Source organism: Collinsella aerofaciens, assembly GCF_039752955.1.
Taxonomy (GTDB): domain Bacteria; phylum Actinomycetota; class Coriobacteriia; order Coriobacteriales; family Coriobacteriaceae; genus Collinsella; species Collinsella aerofaciens_BI.
In genome coordinates, this window is sequence record NZ_JBDMHB010000050.1 from 1 (window position 1) to 13,072 (window position 13,072).

Consider the following 13,072-nt stretch of genomic DNA (forward strand, 5'->3'; position numbering starts at 1 on the left):
TGACCCCATATCGTTGGGGCCAGGCCCGATTTTGCCTCTTGACAATGTCCTGCTCATATTAAAAGGAACGTCCCTAAGTGCCAACCAGGGCAACACCGCAGATAGAGGACGGACAGCGAAAGCCCGCCAGAGCGAGCAAGGTGCCTTCAAGAAAAATGGCGCCGCAGGTTGAGCATAAGTCAGCGAGCGGGTCGCATTTGTGACAAGGTGACGTGAAACGAAAGGGCGCTGACCTTTTGGTCGCGCCCTTGAAGTTGAACGTCAGATTGTCCAAATGCGGCCCGCGCAGCGTCGAGCCGTTACGCGGTTCGTAGAACCGCGTAACTAGTTAGTACATCTTTGCGCCGGCGGGGATGGAAGCGTCGAGCTGGATCAGGTTGAGGCGCTCCTCGCCCTCCTCCTCGTGGATGGCGCTGATCAGCATACCGCAGCTGGGAATACCCATCATCTTGCGCGGAGGCAGGTTGGTGATGGCGAGCAAGGTCTTGCCGACCAGGTCCTCGGGCTCGTAATAAGCGTGAATACCGGAGAGGATGGTGCGGTCGGTACCGGTACCGTCGTCGAGCGTAAAGTTCAGCAGCTTCTTGGACTTCTTGACGGCCTCGCATGCCTTGACCTTCACAGCGCGGAAATCGCTCTTGGAGAAGGTATCGAAGTCGACGAACTCCTCGAACAGCGGCTCAACGGCGATCTTGGAGTAATCGAGCGTGGGCTTAAGCGACTTAACGAACGGGCTTGCGGCGTTGCCGGCCTCGGCAGCCTTGGCAGCGGCGGCACCGGACTGGAAACCCTTCTCGGGCTTCATGTGCGGGAACAGCAGGACGTCGCGAATGGAAGCCTGGTTGGTGAGCAGCATGACCACGCGATCGATACCGATGCCGATGCCGCCCGCGGGAGGCATACCGTACTCGAGGGCGCGTACGTAGTCCTCGTCGTACTCCATAGCCTCGTCGTCGCCGCCGGCCTTCTCGGCCATCTGGGCGGCAAAGCGCTCGGCCTGGTCGACCGGGTCGTTGAGCTCGGAGAATGCGTTGGCGTACTCGTGGCCGGCGATGACCAGCTCAAAGCGGTGCGTCAGGCGCGGATCGTCCTCAAAACGCTTGGCAAGCGGGCTGACCTCGATGGGGTAATCGCATACGAAGGTCGGGTTGACGATGGTGTCCTCGCCCAGCTCATCGTAAATCTCGGCGATGATCTTGCCAGCAGTCCACTCGGGCTTAATCTCCAGACCCTTCTCGCGTGCGGCGGCGGCAAGCTCCTCGACCGGCGTGTCGATGGTGACCTGCTTGCCGAGCACGTTCGAGACGATGTCGGTCATGGGACGGCTTGCCCACTCACCGGAAAGATCGATGGTCTGACCCTGGTACTCAATGACCTCGGGGTTGCCGATGGCCTTGTTGGCAGCCTTGATGACACCCTGGGCGAGCGCCTTCATGCCCTCGAGGTCGGAGAAGGCACGGTAGGCCTCCATCGTGGTGAACTCGGGGTTGTGGGTGAGGTCCATACCCTCGTTGCGGAAGATGCGGCCGATCTCGAAGACGCGCTCAAAGCCACCGACGATGCAGCGCTTGAGGTGCAGCTCGGTAGCAATGCGCAGGTAGCACTCCTGATCGAGCGCGTTGAAGTGCGTGATGAACGGCTTGGCCGTAGCGCCGCCCTGAATGGTCTGCAGGATGGGGGTCTCGACCTCCATGTAGCCGTCGGACTCCATAAAGCGGCGGAAGGTGGAGAGAATCTGCGAGCGCTTGCGGAAGGTCTCGCGAACATCGTCGTTGGTAATCAGGTCGACATAGCGCTGACGATAGCGGGTCTCCTTGTCGGAGAGGCCGTGGAACTTCTCGGGCAGCGGGCGAACGGCCTTGGAGAGCAGCGTCGCGCTCTTGGGGGCAACGGAGAGCTGGCCGCGCTTGGTGCGAACAACCACGCCGGTCACGCCCAGGATATCGCCAAGGTCGAGAGCCTTGAGCGTATTCCAAGCTGCCTCGTCCATGTCGTTGATGCGGCAGAACAGCTGAATCTCGGCGGTAGCGTCGCGCACGACGATAAACATGATCTTGCCCTGACCGCGCTTGGCGACCACGCGGCCGCCGATCTTCACGACGTCCTCAGTATCCTCGCCATCGGCAAGATCGGCATATTTGGCCTCAATGTCGACGACATAGTCCTCGATCTCGGAGTGCTCGGGATAGGGGTTCTGGCCCGCCTCGAACAGGGCGGCGCGCTTTGCCAGACGCGTGGCGCGCTCGTCGTTGAGCGTCGAGGCCTGATCGGCGACGTTCTGGTTCTCTGCCATAAGTTAGCTCCTCAAACTAAAACGCTCCCCAGGATTCGGTCCCAGGGAGCGAAAACATACCTTTACGCGGGACCGTGGTCTAGCGTGCGATCTTTGCGATGGTGTAGACGCGGGTCTTGCCCGAAGGCGTAACGACCTCGACGGAGTCGCCCTCGCCGTGACCGATAATGGCGTGGCCGACCGGAGACTCGTTGGAGATCTTGTGCTCGAGCGAGTTGGTCTCGGTGGTACCGACGAGCGTGACTTCCATGACCTCACCGTTGGGATCGATCAGAGAAACGGTGGAACCGATGGAGACGGTCAGATCGCCCGTGGTGGCAGCAACCTGAGCGTTGGCGAGGATGGCCTGAATCTCGGCAATGCGAGCAGCATTCTGGGCCTGCTTGTCCTTGGCGGCATCGTACTCGGAGTTCTCCGAAAGGTCGCCGAACGCGCGGGCTTCCTTGATGTCCTCGACGATCTCCTTGGCGTAATCGCCCTCACGCCAAGCAAGCTCCTCGACGAGCTTCTGGCGGCCCTCAGCGGTCAGTACGATCTGGCTTGCGTCCATACGGATATCTCCCCAACTATGATGTAACGATCAACTGTCAACAAAACGAAAAAGACCGGCTAGCCTGCGGGCAAGCCGGTCAGGTGCTCACCCCAAAGGGATGGGACTACTCTGCGTCCGCGTCGCTGTCCTCTGCCTGCTTTTTCTTGGCAGCAGCGAGCTTGGCCTCGAGCTCTGCGATCTCCTTGTCCTCCTTGGACTCCTCGACCACAACGTCCTCGGCCTGCTTGGTTTCGCCCTTATCGTCGCCCTCCATACCCTCGCGGATATTCTTGACGGTAGAGCCGAGAGACTTGCCGAGCTTCGGCAGGTTCTTAGGCCCGAAGATGATCAAGACAACGACGAGAATAATGATGAGCTCAGGAGCCCTCAGTCCAAACATGTAGACCTCCACAATACAGCGAGACAAGCTCGAATGAGTATACCGCGGGTGCCGCGGTATCACAACAATAGCTAAAAAAAGGGACCGCAAGAAGCGGTCCCTTCTCATGCTCTGGTCGGGTTGACTGGATTTGAACCAGCGACCCCTGCGTCCCGAACGCAGTGCTCTACCAAACTGAGCCACAACCCGTTAGCTCGACTATAATAACAAAGATTTTCGTCGCGTGCTAGAGAAATTTTTATTTCTTTGGCGCGTCGATTTGAACCGTGTTGGGAATAAGCTCAGTCGCGCAGGCCCACCAGCCATTTTGCTGGGCAGCTCCCGCAAGATGGGCTGCTGCAGCGACGGTATCGCAAATGGCAAACGAGCAAGCACCCGAACCGCACACGTCCACGGCAACGGTTCCCTCCTGTGCGCGCAGCCAGTCGAGAACTGCCTGGATCCGCGGCTCCATCTGCGCGGATATGACGCCCAGATTGTTATGAACGAGCGCATATGCCGCCTCGGCATCGCCGGCGCGTAAGACAGAAGCAATCGCATCGGGTTTTTCCGCGGGCACCGGGCTCTCATCAAATCGTCGATACGCTTCAACCGTTGAAACGCTCGTCTCGTGCGGTTTGACCAATACGACAGGTGTCGCCGGAAGCACAGGATACTCAGTGGCCAGCACATCTCCCCCGCCGACGTAGAATGCGGGACTCGTGTGCAAAAAGAACGGCACGTCGGCGCCGATACCGCGAGCGATGTCATCGAGCGCGGGGTCGGCGCGGTCGATACCCCACAGCTCGGCCAAGGCAACGATGACCGCAGCGGCATCCGTCGAGGGGCCTCCCAGGCCGGCGCACAGCGGGATACGCTTTTCGATCGTCACGCACACGTTGGCATCGCGACCGTAACGCTCGGCCATAGCGATTGCCGCCCGATAGGCCGTATTTTTTTGCATGGGAAAATCGGATGCCGGAACCGTCTGGACGGTCAACGCCTGCGCCGGCGTGACCGTCACGGTATCGGCTAGACCGACGGCTGCCATCAGGGAATCGACCCTGTGATAGCCGCGGGCGTCGCGCTCGGTATGAACCCCCAGATAGAGGTTAATCTTTGCCGGCGCGGTAAGGATGAGGGACCGATCGGTCACCGTTAGTGCTCCTCGAGCTGGTTGCCGAGCGGGGTAAAGATATGTTCGCCGCTCTCGGGGTCGAACAGTTCGACCTGGCCGGTAAGGACATCGATGTACTGGTAGGACTGACGCGATTTGCGGCCGCGACGCTCGTCAACCTCAACGATAAAGACAGCGGGGTGGACGCTCTTGATGGTGCCCATGCGCTCGATGACGCGGGTACGGCCCATGTTGGCCTTAACCTTGACGCGATCGCCCACCATATCGGTCAGCTTCTCGTGGATGTCGTCGACGTGATTGACTTCCATCTCTTCCATGAATAGGGCCTCCAGAGGGTGCAATTCAAAAAGGGGATAATACCCCTAAGATAGACAAAACTCTAATACTATAGCACCCTGTTGCAGCCATACGCAAGCAGCTAAAAAAGCCCGGTCCCAAATTGACTACTTACAGACTATCGGTGTCGAGGACGATGGTGAACGGACCGTCGTTGACCAGGTCGACCTTCATATCGGCGCCAAAGATACCGTGCGCCACATGCTCAACGTCCTGAGCGACGAGTGTCAGAAAGTACTCGTAAAGTTCGTTAGCGACATCGGGCGCGCCGGCGTCCGTAAACGACGGACGGCGGCCGTGGCGGCAGTCGGCAAACAGCGTGAACTGCGACACCACGAGCACCTCGCCGTCGACATCCGCCAGCGCCAAGTTGGTCTTGCCGTTCTCATCCTCGTTGATACGCAGCCCGCGGAGCTTGCCCCACAGCTTGTCGGCTTCGGCGCGTGTGTCGCCGTGGCCCACGCCCAGCAGCACCAGGTAGCCGCGTCCAATACGGCCCACGCACTCGCCGTCGACTGTCACGCCGGCGTTGAGCACGCGCTGTACCACCGCACGCACGGCCTACTCCTCGCCCGTCAGCTTAGCGGACAGATGCTCGAGCGCATGGAAACGATGGCTGATGGCGTTCTTCTCGTCCGTCGTGAGCTCGGCCATGGTCTTGCCCGGCGTATCGACCGGCAGGAACAGCGGGTCGTAGCCAAAGCCGTGATCGCCGCGGCCCTCGTGCGCGATAACGCCCTCGCAGGCGCCCTCGCCATAGGTGACCAGGCCGTCCGTATCGATAAGCGCGACGACGCTCATAAAGCGCGCGGTACGATCCTCGTCTGCCACGCCTTCCAGGTTAACGAGAAGCTTGGCGTTGTTGGCGGCATCGTCGCCATGCACGCCCGCATAGCGCGCGCTATACACGCCCGGCTCGCCGTCCAGCGCGTCGACGACCAAGCCAGAATCGTCGGCGATGGCCATAAGGCCCGTCTCCTCAACGGCAGCCTGCGCCTTGATGATGGCGTTCTCCAAAAACGTCGTGCCGTTTTCCTCGGGGTCCTCAAAATCGCCCAGCTGACCGAGCGCCACAAAGCGCACCTCGGGCATGACCTTGCCCAAAATGGCCTCGATCTCGGTGAGCTTATGGGCGTTGCCGGTTGCCACGACGATGGTCGCCGCCGGGTCGAGAGTGTCGATGTCAATCTTCTCAAGTGCCATAGCTGGCCTCCTTTGTCTCTATAGCAATGCCGAGTTGAGGACGACGAGGACTTCGGCCTCTCTCCCGTCTCAATCAACGGCAGTCTTATACTTCGACGTTTTCCCAGATAAAACCTGCCAAAATAAACCTGTCCCTTTTTGGCAGGTTAGGCGAGGGCTTGGCGCTGAAGCTCGATGAGCTCGGCGATACCCTTATCGCCCAGGTCGAGCAGGGCGTTGAGACGCTTGCGGTCGAAGGGCGCCTGCTCGCCGGTACCCTGGAGTTCGATCATCTCACCGGTGTCGGTGGCGACGAGGTTCATGTCGACCTCGGCGTGGCTGTCCTCGGAATAATCCAAGTCGAGCAGGGTGTTGCCGTCGACGACGCCCATGGAAATGGCGGCAACCTGGCCCGTGAGCGGGATGCGCTCGAGTTTGCCCGCCTCGACCCACATGGCAAGGGCGTCGTGCAGCGCCACCCAGGCGCCGGTAATGCTCGCCGTACGCGTGCCGCCATCGGCCTGGATCACATCGCAGTCGACGGTAACGGTGTACTCGCCGAGCGCCTTCATATTGACGACGGTACGCAGGCTGCGGCCGATAAGCCGCTCGATCTCCATGGAGCGGCCCTTGCGGTTGGCATGCTCGCGCTTGCAGCGTTTACCGGTCGAGGCCGGTAGCATCGCATATTCCGCCGTTACCCAGCCGGCCTTGGCGCCCTTGCGCCAACCAGGCACACCCTCCTCGATGGTGGCGGCGCACAGTACGCGCGTGTCGCCGAACTCAGCCAGGCACGAGCCGTGGGCGTGCTTCATGACGCCGCGGGTGAGCTTAACGGGGCGCAGCTCGTTGACGGCGCGGCCGTTGGCGCGGTTGACCTGCATGTATTCCATGGAACTATCCTTTCGGCAAAAGATGTGGCGAAGCCTCCGGCAACATTGCGAGCCTAACCGAGTTCGTCGATATCGACATGCTCGATGCTTTTAAGCGGCTGGCCAAAGATAAAGCTACCCGCCACCGCAAACTCGGCAATGTTGTCAGACGTGGTGGCAAAGCGATGCTGTGGCTCGGCGGCATCGCCCGCCAGCTGCTCACGGCGCGTGAGGATATCGGTCAGCTCGCGGGTGGTCTCCTCGGCGGAGCTCACCACGCGCACCCCGGGTCCTAGCGCATGGCGGATGGGACCCACCAGCAGCGGGAAATGCGTGCAGCCGAGTACCACGGTATCGATGCCACGATCGTGCAGCGGCTCGACCGTGGTGCCGACCAGCGCGCGAACGGCTGGCGTATCAAAAATATCCTCGTTCTCGAGCCACTGCTCCTGCAGATGCGCGCCCGAGGCGAGCTCGTGCTCGACGACCTCGACAAAGCTCGAAGCCGGGCAGCCATACACATCGACACCAGCATCCAAATCCTGGATGGCGCGCGTGTAGGCGCCCGAGCGAATGGTGAGGTTGGTGGCGAGCACGCCCACGCGACGCGTACGCGTGCTGTTGATGGCGGCGCGTGCGCCCGGGGCGATCACGCCGATCACAGGAACGTCGAGCACTTGCTGAGCCAGACGCAAGGCCGCGGCGGTCGCCGTGTTACAGGCGATGACCATGATCTTAACGTCGTGCCTCGATAGCCAGCGGCCCGCCTGCAGCGCAAACGAGCGAACCTCGTCCTCGGTGCGGGTGCCATAAGGGCAGCGCTTTGTGTCACCGAAATAGTAGACGGACTCGTGCGGAAGCGCCGTTGCGATCGCGCGCGCGACCGTTAAGCCGCCCAGGCCCGAGTCGAACACGCCGATCGGACGCGTGTCCCCGGCCAGATTATCGATATCGGACATTACCTCACCAGATTCTCTCTCGAAAAATGCGACCATGCGTGATGCGTCGCGCTACGAACGGGCCGCGACCAACAGCTCGGCCGTTGCCGCCCAACCGTCGACAATCTTGCCGCGCGTTACATAGGCATTGTCGCAGGCGTCCAAGAACTCCGGGGCACCGGCGCTCGTCAGACCGTTCTCGACCAGGCAGAACATGCCAACATGGTCGGCCATGTAGAAGTCGGACTCGGAGTCGCCGAGCGCAAGCGTCTCCTCGCGCTCGATCCCCAGGTGCTCGCAGAAGCGCGCAATGGCAACGCCTTTGTTGAGACCCGCCGGATTGATGTTGAAGGCGCGGCCGTCCTCGACGCGATTAAGCTCGAGCGTCGTCGGCTTGGACAGGTGAGTCAGATGGCCGTTGCAAGCCCAGACCAGACCGCAGCCGGCCTCGTCCAGGATGGCCTGGACCTCATCGTCGGGCACATCGCCGCGCATGCCGACGGTGACCTCACGGTACTTGTAGCCGGTCGACATGTCGTTGTGGTATTCGATCTTGTGCGGCCAGCGGGCAAGGATCTTCTCGCACACGCCGGTCTGCTCGATCACCTGGTGCGGCGTGAGACCGCAGGCGGGGTCGTAGGGCATGTCGCCGGTCAGATACTCCCAATCGTTGGCTTTGAGGTCGTACATGACCAGGCCGCCCATCTCGCCGATGTAGGAGTTGAGGCCGAGCACGCGCGCGTCCTCGTGGATCATGGTACGGTTGCGGCCCGAGGTGGGAACCACCTGAATACCAGCGCGAGCGAGCGCCACGACGGCCTCGACGAGTTTGGTCGAGGGGTTGCCGTCGTTGTCGCGCAGCACGCACGAGCCGGGTGCGAGCATCGTGGCATCCAGGTCGGTAAAGACGTACTTGACCTTGGCCAAGCGCTCGCGCATCTCGCCCGAAAGCTCAGCGACGGTCGGCAGGGTATTGTGGGACATGGTTACTCCGTTTACGTAGAAGGGTTTGGACTTGGACGGCATGTTTTGATTGAGGGAACACGCTTATGGCGACAGCGCACTCAGGGCGCCGCCGCCATCATGGTTCATTAGTCAAACTGGGTAACATCGATCAGGCGATTGGCCAGCGAAAGGTCGCTCTCGATGGGCACGAACTCGTCGCCCACGTGCATGAGCTCCTCGTCACCCTTTGCCAGCAGCAAGACAATGGTGGGAGCATCGGGGTTGACGTACTCCTCGCGCGCCGCCTTGAACGCCGCATGCACAGCGGCTTCGCGGTCGAGGATGATCTTGTTCGGCGTATCGTCGGGAACATGCTCGGCAAGCTCGCGACAGACCTTCATCGGGTCCTCGTGAGCTGGATCCTCGTTGGCAAAGATCATCAGGTCGGAATACGGTGCGGCCTCGCGCGGAAGCTGCTCGCGGCGCTCCTGCGCCTTGCCGCCGGCAGCGCCAAACAGCGCAATGACGGGGCTAGCGGGAAACGCGCGCTTGACCGACGAGAAAAGCGAACGGAACGAAAGCTGGTTGTGCGCGTAGTCGACGACACAAATCACGCGGCCGTCCTTCGACTCCACGACCTCCATACGGCCCGGCACACGCAGTTTGGAGAGGCCCTTCTTGATAGCCTCGATACCGATGCCGATCTCGCGCGCAGCGGCGATAGCGACCAGCGCGTTTTCCACGTTAAAGTCTCCCGCGATACCCAGCAGGACCTTCTCCCCCGCCTCGGACTCGTCGGCACACAGGCCATGCAAGTTGAACTCGATGCTAAAGCCGACCATGCGTACGTCGCTCGCCCACAGGCTTGCCTCGGGATGCTCGACGCCAACGGTCACCAAGCGCTCGGCCGTCGACGCTGCCTCCAGCACACGGTCGACCTCTTCGGTGCCCAGATTCACCACGGCGGTCTTTGCCTGGTCAAAAATCCTGAGCTTGCTCTCAAAATAATCCTCAAACGTGGGGTGTTCGATCGGCGAGATGTGGTCGCGGCCGATGTTGAGGAAGCACGCCACGTCAAACGGCAGATTCTCGACGCGTTGGTACTTGAGCGCCTGGCTCGAGACCTCCATGACCATGGACTGGCGACCGGACGTGCGGCAGTTGGCGATATGGCGCCAGACCTCGGGGGCCTCGGGCGTAGTATTGGTGCTCTCATAGCACTCGATGCCATCGTCGGTACTCACCGAGCCGATCATGCCGCAGGACTCGCCCGCTGCTTTGATGATGGACTGGAGCATAAAAGCGGCCGTGGTCTTTCCCTTGGTACCGGTGATCCCCACGATCTTAACGTCGTGGTCGGGGCGGTTGTAGACCTCCGGCGGCAGCAGGGCCATGGCCGTGCGCACGCTATCAACAACCAGCATCGCAGCACCGCTCTCCTGCGCCAGCGGCTCCAGAGACTCGACCAGCGGCTCCTCGCACACAAATGCGACGGCGCCCGCATCGAGCGCCATGCTCAAAAACGCGGGCTTAAAGGCAGCACCTTTGCAGAAGAACACGTCACCTGCCGAGACCGCGCGCGAATCAAACGAGCAGCCGGTCACGGCACGCCCGTCAACCTGCTCTGATGCGCGCAGCTCGCCGCACACATCGAGCAGCTTGGCAAGCGTATCGACCGTGGTCACGGTCGCGGAATCCGAATGGTGCATCTTTCACCTTTCTCAGCCATTTGGCAGGGACGGTTTTATAGTAACTGAAACGCACCCACGCAAAAACGGCTCCCGGAGGAGCCGTTACGCGCAGGCGTTCGTAAGCCGAGGCTAGGCAGCCTGAACAGCGGGCTGGTCCTCGTCGATAAAGAAGCGCTTGTACCACACTAGGAACACGAGCGGCGTATAGATCTTGCGCTGGAAATCGCCCTTGCCCGCAAAGTGCAGATCGAGCAGGTGCATGAGCTCGTCGGTATTGAAGAACTCGCTTGCCCACGGCGCGGTGAAGTACTCCTTGACATAGTCGTACCACTTTTGCTCGCGCAGCCAGTAGACAATCGGCACCGGGAAGCCCACCTTGGGACGGGTGGCCCACTCATCGGGCAGCGACTTGTTGGCAGCGTGGCGGAGTACCTGCTTGTTGCCGTTCTCGTTGATGCGGTAGCGATCGGGAATGTGCTCGGCGAACTCCATGACTTTGCGGTCCAGGAAGGGCACGCGCAGCTCCAGCGAGTGCGCCATGCACATCTTGTCGGCCTTGAGCAGAATGTCGCCCGGGAGCCACATGTTCATGTCCAGGTACTGCTTCTTGACCAGTTCGGGCTGACCCTTCACGCGTGCGTAGATGGGTGCAGCGAGCTCAAAGGCGCCATCGCCGGTGTTGTACTCGGGCTTGAGCACGCCGTCGACCTCGCGCTCCGGCCATACCAGAGCCTGTCCCAGGAACGACTTCTCGGGGATCTCGGCACCCTTGACCAGGAAGTTATGTCCCTTGAAGTACGGCATATGCAGCGCCAGGTTACCGAGCGCGCGACGGATGGGCAGCGGCACCATCTTTTTGTACTTGCGCACCGGGACCGTGTCCTCGTAGTAGGCGTAGCCGCCAAAGAGCTCGTCGGCGCCTTCGCCCGAAAGCACGACGGTAACGTCCTTGCGGGCCATCTCGGCCAAGAACCACAGCGGCACGGAAGACAGGTTGGACTGCGGCTCGTCCATGTGATACTGGATGTCCTCGAGCGCACCGAAGAACTCGTCGGCGGTAATCATCTTGCGAACGTTCTCGACGCCGAGCTTATCGGAAAGTTCCTTGGCGTAGTTGGTCTCGTTGAAGTTCTTGTAGTCAAAGCCCACCGAGAAGGTCTTGTCGGGCATGAGGCAAGCGGCGATGTAGCTGGAGTCGACGCCACCGGAGAGGAACGACGCGACCTTGACGTCGGCGATGCGATGGGCCTCGACACTCTCGTGCACGACCTCGTCCAGCTCATCGACATACTCTTCGAACGGCTTCTCGACGGCAGAGTAATCGCAATCCCAGTAGCGCTCGATGTTCATCTTGCCGGTCGGGATATCGACGGTAAAGTAGTGCGCCGGCGGCAGCTTGTAGACACCCTCGAAGAAGGTCTCCTCAGTCGCCGAATACTGCAGCGTCATGTACGGACGCAGAGCCTTTTTGTTGACCGCCTTGTGGAAGTGCGGGTAGTCCAGGAAGCTCTTGATCTCGGAACCAAAGAGCACGCCCGGAGCGCCGTCGCCCGCATCGGCCATGGGATAGTAGTAGAGCGGCTTGATGCCAAAGATGTCGCGGGCGCCAAAAAGCTTGTTCTTCTTTTTGTCCCAGATGACGAAGGCGTACATACCGCGCAGACGATCGAGTACGGCCTCGCCCCACTCCTCGTAGCCGTGCAGGAGGCTCTCGGTGTCGGCGCCGCAGTGGAACTTGTAGCCCTTGGCCTCGAGCTCGGAACGGAGTTCTTGGAAGTTGTAGATCTCGCCGTTGAAGACAATGACGACGCTGCCGTCCTCATTGGCCATGGGCTGAGCGCCGGCCTCGGTCAGGTCGAGGATCGACAGGCGGCGGAAGCCGAGGGCAACGCGGCCGTCGATAAACTGACCGCCCATGTCGGGACCGCGATGGACGATGCGGTCCATCATCTTGGTGAGCACCTCGGATTGGTTATCCGTCCCACCGACAAAACCGACAAAACCGCACATATACTATCCCCTCTGCTGTTGCTGGGCATCAAATCGAATCAGTAGCTTTTGAGTATACCCGAGGGCGTAAAGAGGGGCGGAATGTTCAGGCAATCTCAACTGAATCAGCTCCGCTGTGACACGCGCGAGTTACCTTTAATGGATATGAGGTGAATGAGGCGATTGTTTTGCTATACTCTCTCCGCACGGGCGATTGGCGCAACGGTTAGCGCAGGTGCTTTACACGCACAAGGCTGGGGGTTCGAATCCCTCATCGCCCACCATTGAATTGGAAACGGTCCTCGAAAGGGGACCGTTTTTGTTTGGGCCCATTTCATGGGATTCGAACCCGCAAGGGTGCGGAGCTGAGGAAACGCGAAGCGTTTTCCAGCGCAGCACGCGAGGAGCGAAGCGACGAAGCGGATGCGGGCGGCGGAGCCGCACGCGGACATCCCTCATCGCCCACCACTGATTTGATAGGCTCCCAGCAATGGGAGCCTTTCTTTTTTGGGCCCAGCGCATGGGATTCGAACCCGCCAGCACGTCTGTCACAAAGGCCGTGGCCAAATAATGGCAAAAATGAGTACTGCTACTTTGCTTGCAACATATAAACAGATAGTGTTTGCTTAGGTTACGCAACATATGTCCATTATAAGGACTAACAGTCAGATCAAAATCGTGTATTCATCGCCATTTCGACGGTCGCGCGCGCAGACGTGGTGTAAGAGTGTCCTGAGGTCCGTCGCTGCAAGTCCCGATGTTACTCCTTCTTGAGAC

General features: G+C 60.5%; 12 protein-coding genes and 2 tRNA genes. 1 reads left to right on the top strand and 13 read right to left on the bottom strand.

Features of this window, described 5'->3' with window-relative positions; genetic code table 11:
* Positions 1-328: 328 nt before the first annotated feature.
* The 13 genes from lysS to asnB form a co-directional block, all read right to left on the bottom strand.
* Positions 329-2,293, bottom strand: a complete 1,965-nt coding sequence (gene lysS / locus ABHR75_RS08845) for a lysine--tRNA ligase (protein WP_346964139.1) — start codon at positions 2,291-2,293, stop codon at positions 329-331.
* Between the two features lie 79 nt (positions 2,294-2,372).
* Entirely contained in the window at positions 2,373-2,843 is a 471-nt protein-coding gene (greA, locus tag ABHR75_RS08850; RefSeq protein WP_006234960.1) for a transcription elongation factor GreA, read from the bottom strand.
* Positions 2,844-2,949: 106 nt separating this feature from the next.
* A complete protein-coding gene (gene tatA, locus ABHR75_RS08855) occupies positions 2,950-3,225 on the bottom strand; it encodes a twin-arginine translocase TatA/TatE family subunit (RefSeq protein WP_158554565.1) in 276 nt (91 codons plus the stop codon).
* Positions 3,226-3,337: 112 nt separating this feature from the next.
* Positions 3,338-3,414: transfer RNA gene (locus tag ABHR75_RS08860), tRNA-Pro, on the bottom strand.
* Positions 3,415-3,463: 49 nt separating this feature from the next.
* The gene (gene ispE / locus ABHR75_RS08865) at positions 3,464-4,360 is read right to left on the bottom strand and encodes a 4-(cytidine 5'-diphospho)-2-C-methyl-D-erythritol kinase (protein WP_233543014.1); all 897 of its coding nucleotides are present in this window, start codon (positions 4,358-4,360) and stop codon (positions 3,464-3,466) included.
* A gap of 2 nt (positions 4,361-4,362) precedes the next feature.
* Positions 4,363-4,659 carry a Veg family protein gene (locus ABHR75_RS08870; RefSeq protein ID WP_117799674.1) on the bottom strand — a complete coding sequence of 99 codons (297 nt, stop codon included), beginning with the start codon at positions 4,657-4,659 and terminating at the stop codon, positions 4,363-4,365.
* 130 nt (positions 4,660-4,789) lie between these two features.
* Positions 4,790-5,236, bottom strand: a complete 447-nt coding sequence (dtd, locus tag ABHR75_RS08875) for a D-aminoacyl-tRNA deacylase (RefSeq protein WP_195624929.1) — start codon at positions 5,234-5,236, stop codon at positions 4,790-4,792.
* A 3-nt stretch (positions 5,237-5,239) separates the two neighbouring features.
* Positions 5,240-5,881 carry an RdgB/HAM1 family non-canonical purine NTP pyrophosphatase gene (rdgB, locus tag ABHR75_RS08880; protein WP_195624930.1) on the bottom strand — a complete coding sequence of 214 codons (642 nt, stop codon included), beginning with the start codon at positions 5,879-5,881 and terminating at the stop codon, positions 5,240-5,242.
* Positions 5,882-6,027: 146 nt separating this feature from the next.
* A complete protein-coding gene (rph, locus tag ABHR75_RS08885) occupies positions 6,028-6,753 on the bottom strand; it encodes a ribonuclease PH (RefSeq protein WP_346964140.1) in 726 nt (241 codons plus the stop codon).
* Between the two features lie 53 nt (positions 6,754-6,806).
* Entirely contained in the window at positions 6,807-7,691 is an 885-nt protein-coding gene (gene murI, locus ABHR75_RS08890; protein WP_138113159.1) for a glutamate racemase, read from the bottom strand.
* A gap of 51 nt (positions 7,692-7,742) precedes the next feature.
* Positions 7,743-8,654, bottom strand: coding sequence for an HAD family hydrolase (locus tag ABHR75_RS08895; protein ID WP_346964141.1), 912 nt, complete (start codon positions 8,652-8,654; stop codon positions 7,743-7,745).
* Positions 8,655-8,761: 107 nt separating this feature from the next.
* Positions 8,762-10,324 (bottom strand): Mur ligase family protein, encoded by a 1,563-nt coding sequence (locus tag ABHR75_RS08900; RefSeq protein ID WP_238057635.1) that lies wholly within the window; start codon positions 10,322-10,324, stop codon positions 8,762-8,764.
* Positions 10,325-10,435: 111 nt separating this feature from the next.
* The gene (asnB, locus tag ABHR75_RS08905) at positions 10,436-12,316 is read right to left on the bottom strand and encodes an asparagine synthase (glutamine-hydrolyzing) (protein ID WP_117745773.1); all 1,881 of its coding nucleotides are present in this window, start codon (positions 12,314-12,316) and stop codon (positions 10,436-10,438) included.
* Between the two features lie 187 nt (positions 12,317-12,503).
* Between asnB and ABHR75_RS08910 the strand changes: the two genes are divergently transcribed.
* A tRNA-Val gene (locus ABHR75_RS08910) sits at positions 12,504-12,579 on the top strand.
* The last annotated feature ends 493 nt before the right edge of the window (positions 12,580-13,072 follow it).